Source organism: Vitiosangium sp. GDMCC 1.1324, assembly GCF_003044305.1.
In the GTDB taxonomy this organism is placed as follows: Bacteria; Myxococcota; Myxococcia; order Myxococcales; family Myxococcaceae; genus Archangium.
Window position 1 is genome coordinate 186,841 of sequence record NZ_PZOX01000018.1, and the last position, 15,867, is coordinate 202,707.

General features: G+C 70.1%; 8 protein-coding genes. 3 read left to right on the plus strand and 5 right to left on the minus strand.

Features of this window, described 5'->3' with window-relative positions:
- Positions 1-57: 57 nt before the first annotated feature.
- The 3 genes from DAT35_RS40165 to DAT35_RS40175 are packed head-to-tail and all read right to left on the minus strand — an operon-like array spanning position 58 to position 5,490.
- Complete coding sequence (locus DAT35_RS40165; RefSeq protein ID WP_233262002.1) at positions 58-1,482, minus strand: patatin-like phospholipase family protein; 1,425 nt, start codon at positions 1,480-1,482, stop codon at positions 58-60.
- 12 nt (positions 1,483-1,494) lie between these two features.
- Positions 1,495-4,527: a bifunctional [glutamate--ammonia ligase]-adenylyl-L-tyrosine phosphorylase/[glutamate--ammonia-ligase] adenylyltransferase gene (glnE, locus tag DAT35_RS40170; RefSeq protein WP_108074584.1), complete on the minus strand. Its 3,033-nt coding sequence runs from the start codon at positions 4,525-4,527 to the stop codon at positions 1,495-1,497.
- A 21-nt stretch (positions 4,528-4,548) separates the two neighbouring features.
- The gene (locus tag DAT35_RS40175; protein ID WP_108074585.1) at positions 4,549-5,490 is read right to left on the minus strand and encodes a MoxR family ATPase; all 942 of its coding nucleotides are present in this window, start codon (positions 5,488-5,490) and stop codon (positions 4,549-4,551) included.
- 186 nt (positions 5,491-5,676) lie between these two features.
- Here DAT35_RS40175 and DAT35_RS40180 point away from each other — a divergent pair, with 186 nt between their 5' ends.
- Entirely contained in the window at positions 5,677-5,895 is a 219-nt protein-coding gene (locus DAT35_RS40180; RefSeq protein ID WP_108074586.1) for a hypothetical protein, read from the plus strand.
- A gap of 96 nt (positions 5,896-5,991) precedes the next feature.
- On the opposite strand, the gene DAT35_RS40185 is transcribed toward DAT35_RS40180, so the two are convergent.
- Both DAT35_RS40185 and DAT35_RS40190 read right to left on the minus strand, forming a co-directional pair.
- On the minus strand, positions 5,992-10,128 hold the full coding sequence (locus tag DAT35_RS40185; protein WP_108074587.1) for a response regulator: 4,137 nt from the start codon (positions 10,126-10,128) through the stop codon (positions 5,992-5,994).
- Positions 10,129-10,251: 123 nt separating this feature from the next.
- A complete protein-coding gene (locus DAT35_RS40190; protein WP_108074588.1) occupies positions 10,252-12,510 on the minus strand; it encodes a glycosyltransferase family 4 protein in 2,259 nt (752 codons plus the stop codon).
- A 132-nt stretch (positions 12,511-12,642) separates the two neighbouring features.
- Here DAT35_RS40190 and DAT35_RS40195 point away from each other — a divergent pair, with 132 nt between their 5' ends.
- Together DAT35_RS40195 and DAT35_RS40200 are read left to right on the plus strand one after the other, a co-directional pair.
- Positions 12,643-14,130: a DUF4912 domain-containing protein gene (locus DAT35_RS40195; protein ID WP_108074589.1), complete on the plus strand. Its 1,488-nt coding sequence runs from the start codon at positions 12,643-12,645 to the stop codon at positions 14,128-14,130.
- 9 nt (positions 14,131-14,139) lie between these two features.
- Entirely contained in the window at positions 14,140-15,729 is a 1,590-nt protein-coding gene (locus DAT35_RS40200; RefSeq protein ID WP_108074590.1) for a glycoside hydrolase family 57 protein, read from the plus strand.
- Positions 15,730-15,867: the final 138 nt, after the last annotated feature.

The window sequence follows — 15,867 nt, forward strand, 5'->3', positions numbered from 1 at the left end:
GGGTGAAACCGCGAGCCCTATTCTCCCAGGAGGTTTTTTGAATTCAAAGCGTTCCGTTCACCCGAGGTGCGGAAGTGGGGAGAGCATCCGCGTGAGGAAGGGCATTTCGGGGGTGAGTTGCTTGCGGCCGAAGTGCATGGCCTTGGTGGCCAGTTGCACGGAGGGGACGAGCTCGAGGGGCGAGAGGGTGGGGCCGAAGCGCTTCACCAGATGGGCGTAGGTGAGGTTGGGCGCCACCGTCATGGCCGCGAGCCGCTGCAGGGGCAGCCAGAAGGGGGTGCTGAGCCGGGGCGCGAAGCCGTCGAGCGCGAGGACGAAGGCGTTGCGCGTGCCGATGTTGCCGTGGTGCACGGCCTTCCAGGCCGCCTTCACGGGGAGGTTGTCCACCAGCCCTCCGTCCATCAGCCGGAAGATGCCCTTCTCCTCCATCAGCCCGTCGAGCAGGCCGCGCATGTGCGCGTCGTCGCGCAGCACGTCGTAGTGGATGACGCCGGGCAGCGCCGAGGAGAAGCCCGCCGCGTCGATCGCGTCGAAGCGGGCCGTCGTGTCGTCCAGGCCCAGGTGGAGCTTCACCATGATTTCCGGACGGGTGAAGAACTCGGCCAGCGTGCCCATCACCGCCTGGATGCGGCGCGCCACGCCCGTGGGGCTCAGCAGGCTCACGGGGCTGGTGCCCAGCAGGCGCTCGTAATACTCGAGCGGCCTGGGCAGCATGCCCCGGCGGATGCCGCCCACCGCGATGATCATCGGCACCGGCAGGTCCTTGAGCTGGAGGCCCGCCTCCGGCTGCGAGCCCGGCCCCGCGTTGAAGTAGCGGCCCAGGCCCGAGCGCAGGAAGAGCCGCATCGCCGCGGGCAGCCCATAGCGGTTCTCCGTGGAGATGAACCGGAAGAGCTTCCGCCAGGAGAGGGTGCGGATGATGTTCACCACCTCGCCCTCGTCGAAGCGCGCCATCCTCGAGCGCATCAGCATCAGGATGGCGCCCATGGACGTGCCCGCGAGCAGGGACGGCTTCAGGCCATGCTCGTCCAGCAGGCTCATCACGCCCATGTACACGTAGGCCGTGCCGCCGCCTCCGCCGGCCACCACCACCAGCGATTTGTGTTGCAGCTCGCGGTGGAGCACCTCCTCGGGGACGAGCCCGTGCAGGCGGTGGACGAGCTCGTCGCGCAGCTTGAGCACCGGAGCGCGCAGGTCTCGCACGTGCGGCACGAGCTGATCCCGGGTGATGCGGCGCTTGCCGAGCAGCACCGGGCCGAGCCTGCGCGACACGTCCTCGCGGAAGGGGGTGGTCCAGGCATCCACCGCGTAGTCATGGCCTTCGTGGCGGACCTTGTAGAGGCGAGCCAGCGACAGGGCGGTGCGCAGCACGGCCTCCTCGCGGGTGTCCAGCAGCGAGGGCGAGTCGAGCGCCGCGCGCACCAGGGCCATCTCCATCTCTTCGAGCGGCCGGAGGATTTGAAAGCGTTGCTTCAGGAGCACGGGCGGAAGGACTCAGGCGCTGCGCGGGGCACGAAGGATTCGAGCATACACGTCCCGTACGCCCGCGGCGCAGGCTCGATAGCGGGCGAGGAACGTTTCTCCCGGGTCTTGGCCCAGGACTCCCAGGCGGCGCGCGAGCTGCGCCAGGGGCCGGCCACTGGTGGGCATGTGCGCCAGGGAGCTGGCGTGGATGAGCCGCAGCCGGTTCTCCACCCGCCGCAGGAAGAGGTAGCCCTCGCGCAGTACCTCGGCGTCCTCGGGGGAGAGGCGGCCCTCGGTCTGGAGCCCCTCCAGCGCCATCAGCGTGTTGGTGCTCCGCACCCGGGGGGCGTCCCGGCCGTGCAGCAGTTGCAGGTACTGCACGGTGAACTCCACGTCCACCAGCCCGCCCTGGCCCAGCTTCGGGTTGAGCTGTTGTGCGTTCTCCTGGGCCAGCTCGCGCTCCATGCGCGTGCGCAACCGGTCGATCTCCGCCGCCGCGTCCAGGGGAAGGGGGCGCTCGTAGACGAGCGGGGTGAGCACCTCGTCTCGCAGGGCTCGGAAGCGCGAGGCGTCCCCCGCCGCGGGCCGGGCCTTGATGAGCGCCTGGCGCTCCCAGAGCTGCGCGCGCTTCTGGTGGTGCTCGCGGAAGGCGTCCTGGCTCACCACCAGTGCTCCCTGGTTCCCCGAGGGCCTCAGCCTCGCGTCGATCTTGTAGAGGTGGCCCTCGCGCAGCTGCACCTGGAGCAGCGTCATCAACCGTTGCACCGTCTTGGCGAAGTACTCGTGGTGGGTGATGACGCCCCGGCTGCCTCCGCTCGTCTCCGCCTGGCCGTTGCCGCTGTAGACGAAGATGAGGTCCAGGTCCGAGTGGTAGCCCAGCTCGTACCCGCCCAGCTTGCCCATGGCGATGACCACGAGCCCCTCGCGCTGTCCGCTCGAGCCCAGAGGCAGGCCGTAGCGCTCGCGCTGCTCCTCCAGCGACAGGAAGAGGCACTCGTCGAGGACGGCGTCCGCCACCGCCGTGAGCTGCCGCGCCACCTCCTGCACCGAGAGGTCGCCTCCAATGTCGTTGAGCCCGATGCGCAGCACCTCCTCGTTCTTGAAGCGCGGCATCGCCGAGTGCTTGTCCTCCGCGTCCGCGTGCCGGCCCAACCGCGCTCCCAGCTCCTGCCGGATGCGCTCGGGGGACTTCATCGCCTCGTCGAGCTGCGCCTGCACCAGTGCGTCCAGCAGCTCCGGGTGCCGCAGGAAGATGCGCGACAGGTAGTCGCTCTGCCCGAAGAGGTTGAAGAGGCGGCGGCTCGCCCGAGGCATGCTCGTCAGCAGCCCCAGGTACCCCTCGGGTTGGTGCAGCCGCGCGAGGAAGTCCGAGAAGTGCAGCAGCGCCTGGGTTGGATCCGGCGTCTGCGCCAGCTCCGAGAGCAGCCGCACCGCCTTCACCCCCGAGCCCCCATCCATGAACGGGGAGTGGGGCACCCGGGCCAGCCGCTCCAGCTCGGCCAGCGCCCGCTCCGAGTCCTCGAAGCCTCTCTGGCCCAGTGCCTCCCGGCGCGCCTCCAGCGGCAGGTCCGGGTCCAGCGCGAGCGCCAGCAGGGGCTCGTCGGGGATTTCGCCCCGCGCCGTCTGGCCCAGCAGCGTGCTGAAGGCTTCCAGCACGAAGCGCCGGTGCCGCTCCAGCTCGGCGCGGAAGGTGTCCCAGCCGGGGTAGCCCAGGGACGAGGCCAGCCGGCGGCGCTCGCGCTCGCCCGTGGGCAGCGCCTGGGTCTGCCGCTCCTCCAGCATCTGCAGCCGGTTCTCCACCCGCCGCAGGAAGACGTACGCCTCCTCCAGCGCGTCCGCGTCCGGCCCCGAGACGAAGCCCGCCCGCTCCAGCTTGCGCAGCGCCCGCATCGTCCTCGGCTCGCGCAGCGTGGGATCCTTGCCTCCCTGCAGGAGCTGGAGCGCGTTGACGAAGAACTCCACCTCGCGGATTCCCCCGGGGCCCAGCTTCACGTCATCCGTGCTCGCCTTGCCGCGCATGTCGATCTGCGCCTTCAGGTCGCGCAGACCGTCCACCGCCGACAGGTCCAGGCTCCGCCGCCAGATGAAGGGTCCCAGCTCGCTCAGCAGCTCGTCCGCGAGCGTCGCGTCTCCCGCCACCGCCCGCGCCTTGATGAGCGCCGCCCGCTCCCACATGCGCCCGAAGGACTCGTAGTACGCCAGCGACGCCGGCAGTGAGAGGACCATCGCCCCCGAGCGCCCCTGCGGGCGCAGGTTCAGGTCCACCCGGTAGCAGAAGCCCTCCGCCGTCACCTTCGTGAGCGCCTGCGTCACCGCCTCGCCCAGCCGCGTGTAGTACTGCACGGTGGGGAGGCTTCCCGCCGTGCCTCCCGTGGTGTGCCCGTCCGCCCGGTACAGGTAGATGAGGTCCACGTCCGAGCTGAAGTTGAGGTCCTCTCCGCCCAGCTTCCCCATGCCGAGGATGCAGAAGCCCGGCGTCTCCGGCGTGCCGTACTTCGTCTGGAGCGAGCGCTCCGCCCAGGCGAGCGCGGCTCCGATGAGGGCTTCCGCCAGCGCGGTCTGCTCGCGGCCCAGCTCCGCCATGGGCGCTCGCAGGGTCGCGTCGCGGACCATGAGGCGCAGGAACTCGCGGTACTTGTAGCGGCGCAGACGGCGTTGCAGGCCCTCTGTGTCCGTTGGAGCCAGGTGGCGGGTGGCCGCCAGGGCCTCGCGGCGGTAGTGCTCCCGGGACTTCTCCCGGGTCAGGGTTCTCGAGCCCGCCAGCCACCGTGGCAGGCCGGGACGAGTGGCCAGCAGGCGCGGCGCGAAGGTGCTCGCGAGGAAGACCGCCGGGAGCCAGTCCAGCAGCCGGGAGAGGGTGGGCTCGGGCAGTCCCTGGAGCCCTTCCCGGCTCCGATCGAAGGCCGCGATGAGCTCATCCGGCTCCGGGGTCCGCCTGGCGGCCTCGTGAATCCGCTCGGCGGCGGGGGCGCCGAGTGCCGCCGACAGCCCCGAGAGCTCCTGAGCCGCCCGTTTCGGGTTCTCGAAGCCCTGCGCTCTCAGCGTCTCCTCGGTCCAGGTCATGCCTGGCCTCCCCGGTTCAGGTCATGCCTGTGCGATCTGCGCGAGGTTGCTCTTCGCCTTCTCGATGTCTCCCTCGTGCTTCAGCACCAGGTTCAACGTCGCGGCCACCAGGTCCGCCGACAGCGTCTCCGCGTTCAGCAGCGCCAGGCTCTGCACCCAGTCCAGCGTCTCGCTGATGGAGGGCGCCTTCTTCAGGTCCAGCTTCCGGATCGCCGCCACCGCCTCCACCACCTGCTCCGCCAACGTCCTCGACACGTCCGGCAGCCGCTTGCGGATGATCCGCAGCTCCCGCTCGCGGTCCGGGAAGTCGATGTGCAGGTGCAGGCACCGCCGCTTGAGCGCGTCCGACAGCTCCCGCGCGTTGTTCGACGTCAGCACCACCCGCGGCACGTGCTTCGCCTTGAACGTCCCCAGCTCCGGAATCGTCACCGCGTTGTCCGACAGCACCTCCAGCAGGAAGGCCTCGAACTCCGGATCCGCCTTGTCGATCTCATCCACCAGCAGCAGCGCCGGCCGGGGCGACAGCAGCGCCTTGAGCACCGGCCTGGGCAGCAGGAAGCGCTCCGAGAAGAACACCGCGTCGCTGGCCGCCAGCCGGTCCGCCGCCTCGCTCAGCGTCCCCGCTCCCTGCACCGTCTCGCCAATCTTGTCCTTCAACAGCTGGGTGTAGAGCAGCTGCTTGGCGTACTCCCACTCGTAGAGGGCCTTCGCCTCGTCCAGGCCCTCGTAGCACTGCAGGCGGATGAACTCCCGGCCCAGCGCCTGCGCCAGGGCCTTGGCCAGCTCCGTCTTGCCCACGCCCGCCGGGCCCTCCACCAGGATGGGTTTCTCCAACCGGTCCGCCAGGAAGCTCGCGGTCGCGATCTCCGGCGAGACCAGGTAGCCCACCTGCTCGAGGCGCGTCTCCGCGTCCTCCACGCTGGTCAGGATGTGCGCTTGGGTCGAAGGGGAGGGGGTGTTCACGCTCCTCAACTTAACCGAAGGGTTTTCAGGCCACTGCGGCAAAAATGCCAGACCTGCTGCCCTTTTCCACACGCACCGCCGGTTGCTTACTCTCCAAGTAGCCGGAACGACTTGGGAAATATTTTCCTCTTCGTAGGCACACAACATGCAATGAAGCCGCGCGTTCGGTTCTCGGAGGCGGCAGTCATGTCTTGGTGGGTGCGGATGATGTTGGTGGTGGCGGTGGCCCTGATTCCAGGGGCCTTCGTGCTGCTGCTGGCCTACATCTCCACCCGGACCATGTGGGAGCGCTGGCGCCTGGCCCAGGTGCAGGCCCGGACGAGCGGCACCCCGGTGTCCTTCTGGGACGTCCTCGCCTCCGTCGAGCTCAAGGATCTGGTCCGTCAGGCACGCGCCGCGCTGTAGGCCGCGAGACACCTGGCCCCCAGCGAAGCGTTCGTGAGCCCAATTTGAGGCACGGCCGCGCGCGGCATCGAGGCCACGCGCGGCCGGGAAACCACACTACTTGTCCAGCTCGTCCACGAGCGAGGTCCAGTCGGCCTCATCCGAGGCGGGGGCCGGCGCCGCGGCGGGGATCTGCATGACCACGGTGCGATCGGAGACCTCCTCGGCGGGAGGAGGAGCGGCGGGCCGCTTCGCCGCGCTGCTGCCCTTGGCGGCGGGACGGGCGGTGCGGGTCGGAGCGGCGGGCGCGATGGTGTTGACCTGCGTGGTGAGCACGCTGTCGTCTTCCTCCACCGGAGCCTTCGCGGCGGCCTTCGCGGCCGGAGTCGAGCCGGAGGCGGGCGACTTCGTCTTGAAGCGGGCCAGCTCCAGCTCGGCGACCTTGAGCGCCTTGCTCTTCTCCTGCACCGACTGCTGCAGGCGGGTGATCTCCTGGGCCTTCAGGGCATCGCGGCGCTCCAGCTCCGCCTTCTGACGGGAGGCCAGCTCCTCGAGCTCCTTCTGCTGACGGGCCTCCAGCTCCTTGCGCTCCTTGAGGGCGGCGGCCAGCTTCGTCGCGGCCTCGTTGGCCTTGGCGTCGGCGGCCGTCAGCTTCGCGGTGAAGTCCTTCTCCACGCGGGCCTTGGCGCCGGCGGCGTTCTCCACCGCGAGCTCCAGTTCCTGGATCTTCTTCGCCCGGGCGGTGAGCTGGGTCTGGGCCTCCTTGACCTTGGCATCGGCCTCGGCGGCGCGGGTCTGACCCTCCTGGGTGAGCTGGGCGGCACGGGCCTCGGCGCGGGACAGCTTCGCGGCGAGCTCGTCCGCGGCACGCTTCGCCTCGGCGCGCTCCTGGGCCTGGGCCTGCTGGAAGGCCTGCATCTGGGCCTGGAACTCGGCGAGCTGGGCGGTGAGCCCGTCGCGATCGGACTGGAGCTTCGCCTGGCTGTTGCCCGCGGCGCGGAGCTGTTCGTCACGCGCGGCGATGTGCTTGCGCGCGTTGTCCAGCTCGCCGTTGAGGGCGGCGGCCTGCCGGTTGAGCTCGTCGATGTTGCGCTTGGCCTGCTCCGCCTCCTGCTGGCGGCGGGCATCGAGCTGCTTGAGCTGCTCGTTCCTGGCGGCCACCTCGCGGGAGAGGGTCTCGCGCTGACGCTCCTTCTCCTGCGTCACGCCGGTGAGCTTGCCGAGGGTGTCCGCCAGCTCCTGCTGCTTGTTGGCGGCGTCCTTCTCCAGGAACTCGATGCGGCGCTGCGACTCCGCGGTGAGCGTGTTGAAGCGCTCCTCGAGGGTGTGGTGCTCCTCCTCGGAGTGCGCGAGCTGCGAGCCGAGCTGGGTGACCTCGGCGACGCGGCTGCCCAGCTCCTGCTTGGTGAGGAAGAGCTGCTCCTCGAGCTCCTGGCTCTGGTCGCGCGCCTGGGAGAGTTGGGCCTCCAGGTCCGCCTGGATGGCGGCGTACTGCTGCTGCGTCTGCGCGTGGGAGGCCTGCTCGCCGGCGAGCGCCTCGCGCGTGGCGGCGAGGTTCCCCTGCGTCTCGGCCAGCTCGTTGCGCACCTGGCCGAGTTGCTCGGAGAGCTCCTCCTCCATGGCGGTCTTGAGGGCCTCGGTCTCCTGGAGGACACCGCTGACGCGGGTGATCTCCGCGTTGGCGGCGGCCAGGTCGTTCTCGCGGTCGGTGCGCTCCTGGACGGTGGCGGCGAGGGTCTCCTCGGTCGCGGCCAGACGGCCCTGGGTGTCGGCGAGGGTGGCCTGGGTCTCCGCGAGCGTTTGCGAGGTGGCATCCAGCTCGCCGCGGGTGCTGGCGAGGGACTCCTCGGTGGCGGAGAGGCGGCCCTGGGTGTCGGCGAGGACGGCCTGGGTCTCGGAGAGCGTCTGCGAGGTGGCGTCCAGCTCGCCGCGGGTGCTGGAGAGGGACTCCTCGGTGGCCGAGAGGCGGCCTTGGGTGTCGGCGAGGACGGCCTGGGTGTCGGCGAGGGTGTTCTGCGTCTCGCCGAGCGTCTGGGTGGTGGCCTCGAGCTCGCCACGGGTGGTGGCGAGCGTCTCCTCGGTCTGGGCCAGCTGGTTCTGGGTCTGGGCCAGCGTCTGGGAGGTGGCGTCCAGCTCGCCGCGGGTGGTGGCGAGCGTCTCCTCGGTGGCGGAGAGGCGGCCCTGGGTGTCGGCGAGGGTGGCCTGCGTCTCGGAGAGCGTCTGGGTGGTGGCCTCGAGCTCGCCGCGGGTGGTGGCGAGCGTCTCCTCGGTGGCGGAGAGGCGGCCCTGGGTGTCGGCGAGGACGGCCTGCGTCTCGGAGAGGACGTTCTGCGTCTCGGCGAGCGTCTGGGAGGTGGCGTCCAGCTCGCCGCGGGTGGTGGCGAGCGTCTCCTCGGTCTGGGAGAGGGTGCTCTGCGTCTCGGTGAGCGTCTGGGAGGTGGCCTCGAGCTCGCCGCGCAGGTTCGCGATGTTCGTGTCGCGGTCGGCGACGGCCTCCTGGAGCGCCTGGATCTGGCCGTTGAGATCGGCCTCCATGGCGTCCTTGGCCGCCTGCAGCTCGTCGCGGGACTGGGTGAGCGCTTCGACCTCGCCGGTCAGCTCGGTCTCGCGCTCGGCCAGGTGAGCCTTGACGGCCTCGACCTCGCCCTCCAGCTCGCCGATGCGCTCCATCTGCTGCTGGATGTTGGCGTTGAGCTCCGCCTCGTGGTGCTCGTTGCGGGCGATGGTCTCTTGCAGCTCGCGCTCGAGCGTGGCGACCTTCGCGTCGCGCTCCTCGAGCCGCTGGGTGAGATCGCTCTCCAGCGCGTCCTTGTCCTGCTGGAGCTGGTCGCGCTCGCCCGTCATGCGGGCCAGGTCCGACTCCAGACCGGCGATCTGCTCGTTGAGCCGCGCCTCGAGCGCGTTGCGCTCCTCGGTGATGCGGAGGATCTCCGCGTCCGCGCGGGCGCCATGGTCCTCGGCCGCGAGGGCACGCTCTTCCAGGGCGCGCACGGTGGTGTCGCGCTCCTGCTCGGTCTGGGCCAGCCGCTCCTGGAGCGCCTGGATCTCCCCGGTCAGCTCGGAGTAGCGCTGGTCGCGCTCGCTGATGGTGCGGGCGAGCTCGCCCTCCAGGCCTTCGATGCGCTGCGCGCGGCGGCCCAGCTCGGCCTCGTGGGCCTGCACCGTCTCGGTGAGCTTCTGCTCCTTGACCTCGAACTCGAGCGTCAGGATGTTCAGCTGCTTCTCGAGCTTGTCGTACTCGTCGCGGGCGTGCTCCAGCTCGCCGGCGCGGCGTGACAGCTCGTCATCGCGGTTGGACACCTCGCGGCGAAGGACGTTGATGTCCTTCTCCTTGGAGGCCACCACCTCGATGAGATCCTTCTCGGCGGAGAACTTCTGCAGGAGCAGGTCGTCCACGGTCGCGCCGTGCTCGCGCTCCTTCTGCAGCGTCGCCTGCTGGGCCTCGTTGAAGCGCCGCAGCAGGTCGTCCACCTGCATCTTCAGGCCCTGCAGCTCCACGTCCTTCTCGTGGAGCCGGTCCTCGACGGAGACCAGCTCGCGCTCGCGGACGTTCCAGATCTCCGACAGGCGGGCGATCTGCGACTCGCGCGTCTTGAGCTCGTCGCGAAGCAGTTGGACCTTGCCCTCCGGCGTGCCCATCATGTCGCGCCGCGGGGGCGGGCGCTTGAGCTGACGGGACTCGGCGAGCAGCTCGGCCTTGCGGTCCGCGATGGACTGGAAGGCGCGCTCGAGGAAGGAGCGATCCTCCTCGGTGATGGCGCTGCGGCGCTCGCGCTTGGGCAGTCGGGGAGGTGCACCCGCGGGGCCCGGTGCGCCCTTCAACGGAGGCGGCATGGCCGGCGCACCGTCACGAGGCGCCGTGTCCTGCGCCGGCTCGTCGCCGGGCGGCAGGATGCCGACGCTCATGGAGGCGAGCTCGCCCATTTCGAAGGGGATGATGAGGTAGCCGTCCGCGGCACCCGGTGTCTGGCGGTGCTGGTTGAGCCCCTCCACACCCGTGTCCGAGGAGAGCAGCAGAACCTTGAGGTTCTGCCCCCACTTGCCCTTCTTGATCTGCCCGCAGAGGGTGAAGCCGGACTGATCCGGCAGCTCGGCCCGGACCACGATGAGATCCGGCCGACGCTTCTCCATCTCACGCTGTGCGTCAGCGGCGTTGGCCGCCATGGCCGTGTGATAACCCGCGCCCTTGAGCACGGTGGCCATGCTGAGGGCGAAGTCGTTCTGGCTTTCGACGATGAGGACCCGGCGCTCCATGCAGTCCTTTGACCCAGGAAAAGTGCAATGAAAACCGGCACATCCTAGGCATGCGTGACGCGGCTTGGAAAGTTTCCATGCCGAGCTCGGCCGCCAGCCCCACGAGTTCCGGACACTCTCGGGTTATGAGGGTTTGCCGCGGGAGGCGTCCTGGGCCTTGGAGGCAGGTGGCGGAACCGGGTCGTCGTCGCGGCCGGGCATGGTGGTGGGAGGTGTGTGCCGGGCGAACTGTGTCCCCTCGGGAGGGCAGTAGCCGTGGGCCAGCTGGGCGAACCACGGGTTCAGCCGGGACTCGGGCGGCTCCCGGGGCGGCGTCTCCGGCGTCTCGGCCTCGTGGATCTCCTCGCTGCTGATCTCCTCCGGCTCCTCCAGTGGGTGTGCATCGGTAGGTGTCGGAGAAGAGTCTACCTCATGAACCTCCTCGGCCTCGGCTTCGGAGATCTCCTCGGGCTCGTCGGTTTTGGCGGGAGCGCGCGCCGGCGGGGGAGGGGAGGCGGGGGCTTCCACCGGCATGAGCACCGGTGGGGCGGCGGGACGCGTGCCGCTGGAGGGCCGGGCTCGCGGGGGTAGCGGGGGAATGGAGAGGGATGGGCGCGACGGACGGGGCGGATCGTCCACGGGCTGGAGCACGGGAGGCTCCGCCGGGCGGGAAACGGGCCGGGAAGGAAGCGCGGGAGGCCGTGCCGGTGCGGGCTCGGGCGCCGGGGCCTGGCGGCTCTCGGTGGACACCGCCCGGGTGGTCATGCTCGGGCGGGGCGGAATAGGAGGAGGCGCGGCGGGAGGGGAGCGCAGGGGGAGCCCCATCACCACGGGAGGCCCGCCGGGCCGCGCTTCCTGCTCGGTCAGCGCGTGGTCCGAGCTCGAGGACGGAGGATCACGCAGGGGGAGCCCCATCACCACGGGGGGCCCGTCGGGCCGAGCGACGTCCGGCTCGGTCTTGATGAGCCGGTTGTCGAAGCCCTCCTCACGCAGCGCGCGGCCGACGACGAGCGGTGGCTCCTCGCTCACGGGGCCGCCCTGTCCTGGATCCGTGTCCGGGACGGCCTCGGCTTCGGCGGCCTTGGGCGGTTTCTCGCCGGGCGGCGGGGAGTTGGACTCCGGCTCGCCCGCGCTCACCGTGCCCTCGAACGCGAGGACGCGGTTGGTGGGCGTGCCCGTCATCATCGTCGGGTTGAGCTCGCTCTCGGAGGAGCTCCCGGACGCCGGGACCGAACGCTTCCCGAGCAGGCCATCATAGATGTCCAGCAACTGCCCGCGGATGAGGCCGGCATCGAGCCATTGCTCCGCGAGCGCCCGGGCCTGCTTCCCCAGCGCGACACGCCGCGGCACGTCGCGCGCCAGCTCGATGATGCGCTCCGCGAGCGCCTGCGCGTCACCCGGCGGATAGAAGACGCCGGCCGAGGCGGGGACGAGCTCGCGGGCCACGGGCAGGTCGGAGGCGAGCACCGGACGGCCCGCGGCGAGGTACTCGGACACCTTGGCGAGCGCGCCGCCCTGGACGCGGTTGCGGTCCACGTCATCGAGCGGCAGCACGCCCACGTCCGCGAGCGTGAGCACCTTGACCAGGTCGTCATGGCTCACGGGGGGCTGGAACTCGACGTGCTGCTTGAGGCCCAGCTCCGAGACGAGGTCCTCCAGGTGGGGCTGCCAGTCCGGGTGGCGTGCGCCCACGAGTGTGAGCCGCACATCCACCTGCTTCACGGCCAGTGCGAGTCCCCGCAGCAGCCCGGTCAGTCCCTGCCACGCCACCTGGCTGCCCAGGTACATCAGCCGCATGGGCGAGCCATCCGGGACGCCGAGCGCATCGGGCACGTAGGGCCCCAGGTCCACCGGCGCGCGCACCACGCGCACCGACTCCTGGGCCACGCCCAGCGACTGGATGAAGGTCTTCGTCGTGTCCGAGCCGGTGACGACCAGGTCCGCGTTCATCAGGCAGAACAGCTCCTGGCGCCGGACCTTGGAGAGGAACTTCTTGTCCCCCTCGAGCTGCGGGTGCGTGTAGCGCAGCTCCTGGGAGGGGAAGCCCTGGGCCTCGTAGACGAGGCGGTAGCCGTAGTCGCCCTTGAGCTCGCACAGGGCGTAGCCGCCGAAGGGGTCGGTGAAGTGGACGAGCGCGTACTCCTCGCTCTCCATCTGCCGGCGCACGGCGCGCTCGAAGGCCTGGATGCGCGAGGCCAGGTCGCCCGAGCCCACCGGCACCCGGAGCAGCCGTGCCCCCTCGTACTTCTCGATGTGCGAGTGGTCCGGCGTCTTGACGGAGAGCACCACCACGGAGAACCGATCGGGCAATGCCTTCAAATACTCCGTCACCCGCCGCGACGAGCCAGACGGGCCGGGGATGACATCGAAGCTGCACAGCAGGAGTCTGGGCAGGTCGCTCAAGGCGGCCCGAAGGATACAAAGTCAGCTCCCGCCTTGTCACCGCCCCTGGCGGCTGGCGAGGTATGGCCACGAACAGAAGTGAAATCGCTCGTTGACCCCCAAGGCCCCGAGGACCTAAGCCGATACCCGCCTATGGCCGACCTCAAGAGCGTTACGGTGGAGTACCTACGGGAGCTCGCGCGCAAGCATCTGGGGCGCGGGCATAGCAAGCTCAAGACCAAGAAGGACCTGCTCGCCGCTCTCGTGAAGCGGGTGCCGGGACTCGCGAAGCTCGCGGGCCTCCAGCAGCCGCGGGAGGCGGAGGGCGACGAGACAGCCCGGAGGGGGTCGCGCAAGGCCCCCGCCGCCGTCTCCGCGGCCTCGCGCACCGAGAAGCCCGAGGAGCGTCCGAGGAAGCCCCTCGTTCCCGAGAGTTCCCAGCCCGAGGAAGACGAGGACGACGAGAAGACTCCGGTCTACCACCCGCCGAAGCCCGCGGAGGTGGTCAACTTTCCGCCCAAGCCCAAGTCTGGCCGGCCGTCGAGCGACGACGAGCCCACCGTGGGCAATCCCATCGTGAGCCCGAGGAAGGACCCGCCCGAGCCCCCCGAGTCCGCGGAGCTCTCCCATACGGCACAGCACGCCGCGGAGCCCCTGGTGGAGGGGTTCTTCGTGGCGCGCATGGCGGGCGAGGAGGAGGCCTGGCGCCACCACCTCACCGAGTCGCAGCGCCGCCGGCCCCGCGAGACGCTCGGCTCGCCGGACTATGACGAGCAGCTCGGCCATCTGCCGCAGGACTACGGGGACGACACGGTCCTGCTGCTGCCGCGCGACCCGCACACGCTCTTCCTCCTCTGGGACTTTGGTGCCGAGGTCCGGCAGCGCGCCCTGGATGGGCTGGAGTCGCCGCGCGCCGTGCTCCGCGTCTACGACGACAGCGACGTCCTGGTACGGGTGATCGACGTGGCGCTCGAGTCACGCAGCTTCTACATCCACGGGCTGCCGCCCGGCCGTCCGTACCGCGTGGAGGCACACTTCGTGGGCTCCAGCGGCCGCACGCGCCGTATCGGGCACTCCTCCAACCGTGTCTTCCTGCCGCCGACGGGCCCGTCCTCGGACACCTCGGTGCGCTTCCTGCGCATGCCGGTCGCCACCACCGAGGGCGCCAGCATGGAGAATGTGGCGTCCACCGCGCCCACCCGCACCGCTCCCGTCGAGGAGCGCGAGTACATCACCTGGCGCCGCGTGCCCCTGCCGGGCAGCGGTGGTTTCGAGGACATCCCCGAGCGCCGGCGCGAGCGCATCGAGCCCGGTGTTCCCGGAGAGGCTCCAGGCGAGGGTGCTCCCGCGCGGGAGTACCTGCATGTCCGTCGCGCCGAGGGATCCTCGGAGCAGTGGGCGGGAGCGAGGGGTCCTGGCGGCGGCGGCTCCTCGGAACAGTGGGCGTGGTCGGCGGGGCCAGCCGGCTCCTCGGAACAGTGGGCATGGTCGGCGGGTCCGTCCGGCTCCTCGGAACAGTGGGCGTGGTCGCAAGGGCCCGCGGGGTCCTCCGAGCAGTGGGTCTGGACGTATGGCCCGGCGGGGGCTTCCGAACAGGAGTCCTGGTGGATGCGTCCTTCGTCCTCGGGGCAGGGCCGCTAGGGGGATGACATGAGCATCGGCTCGCTCGCGCTCGTCCTGCACGCACACCTGCCGTTCGTCCGTCACCCCGAATACGAGGACTTCCTCGAGGAGGACTGGCTCTACGAGGCCATCTCCGAGACGTACCTCCCGCTGCTGCTCGTCTTCGATCGGCTGGCGGAGGAGGGCGTGCCCTACCGGGTGACGATGACGCTCACGCCCACGCTCGTCAGCATGCTGCGCGACGAGCTGCTCATGGGCCGCTACGCGCGCAAGCTGGACCAGCTCTGTGAGCTGGGAGCGCGCGAGGTGCACCGCACCCGGAACGATCCGGTCTTCAACCGGCTGGCGCACTTCTACCGGGACCATTTCGAGTCCCTGCGCGGTGCCTTCCGCGAGCGCTACAAGCGCGACCTGGTGGGCGCCTTCCGTCGGCTCCAGGACGCGGGGCACCTGGAGATCCTCACGTGCAACGCCACGCACGGCTTCCTGCCGCTGATGCAGCAGACGCCCGAGGCGGTGCGCGCTCAAATCACCGTGGCCGCCAACCACTATCGGCTCACGTTCGGCCGGGACGCGCCGGGCATCTGGCTGGCCGAGTGCGGCTACTACCCCGGGGTGGAGAAGTACCTCGCGGCCGAGCGCATCCGTTACTTCTTCGTGGACACCCACGGCCTCACGGACGCCACGCCCCGGCCGCTGCACGGCCCGTTCGCTCCCATCTTCACGGAGTCGGGCGTGGCCGCGTACGCGAGAGATCCCGAGAGCAGTCAGCAGGTGTGGAGCTCCGAGCACGGCTACCCGGGCGATCCCGTCTACCGCGAGTTCTACCGGGACATCGGCTGGGACCTGGACCTGGACTACATCCGGCCCTTCATCCAGCCCACGGGGGATCGCAAGAACACCGGCTTCAAGTACTACCGGATCACCGGCAAGACACAGGAGAAGCAGCCCTATGATCCGGACGTCGCGCGCGAGCGGGCGGTGACGCACGCGGGCAACTTCCTCTTCAACCGCGAGAAGCAGTTCGAGTGGCTCTCGGGGAAGATGGGGGGCCGCAAGCCGGTGGTGGTGGCGCCCTACGACGCCGAGCTCTATGGCCACTGGTGGTTCGAGGGCCCGTGGTTCCTCGACGCCCTCATCCGCAAGGTGGCCTTCGAGCAGAAGACCTTCCAGCTGGTGGCACCCTCGGACGACCTGGCCGAGTACCCGGAGAACCAGGTGGCCACGCCGCCACTGAGCTCCTGGGGCGCGGGCGGCTACGCCAACATGTGGCTGGACGGCTCCAATGATTGGATCTACCGGCACCTCCACCACTGCTCCCGCCAGATGGTGGCCCTGGTGAAGGACTTCCCGGATGCCTCCACGCTTCAGCGGCGGGCGCTCAATCAGGCCGCGCGGGAGCTCCTGTTGGCACAGTCCTCGGACTGGGCCTTCATCATGAAGACGGGGACCATGGTGGATTACGCCGTGCGCCGCACGAAGGAGCACATCCTTCGCTTCCTGCGTCTGCATGATCAGATCCGCGACGGGAGCATCGACGAGGGCTGGCTGACCCACGTCGAGGGCAAGGACAACCTCTTCCCGGAGATCGACTACCGGGTCTACCGCCCGGCTTGAGCCTGAGGGTGTAGCTCCCACACCCTCTGCTTTGCTCCGGTTCCCGGGAAGAGAAGGGTTGGCACAGTGTTTCCCAGTCGAGCGGGCAGGGCGGGTGTGCCTTGCCTCGATGACTTTCCGTCTTATTTGGGAAACACC

Bases quoted from the DNA above. Each gene is read 5' to 3' on its own strand.
- glnE (WP_108074584.1), bottom strand. From the start codon at position 4,527: ATGACCTGGACCGAGGAGACGCTGAGAGCGCAGGGCTTCGAGAACCCG.
- DAT35_RS40180 (WP_108074586.1), top strand. From the start codon at position 5,677: ATGTCTTGGTGGGTGCGGATGATGTTGGTGGTGGCGGTGGCCCTGATT.
- DAT35_RS40185 (WP_108074587.1), bottom strand. From the start codon at position 10,128: ATGGAGCGCCGGGTCCTCATCGTCGAAAGCCAGAACGACTTCGCCCTC.
- DAT35_RS40195 (WP_108074589.1), top strand. From the start codon at position 12,643: ATGGCCGACCTCAAGAGCGTTACGGTGGAGTACCTACGGGAGCTCGCG.
- DAT35_RS40200 (WP_108074590.1), top strand. From the start codon at position 14,140: ATGAGCATCGGCTCGCTCGCGCTCGTCCTGCACGCACACCTGCCGTTC.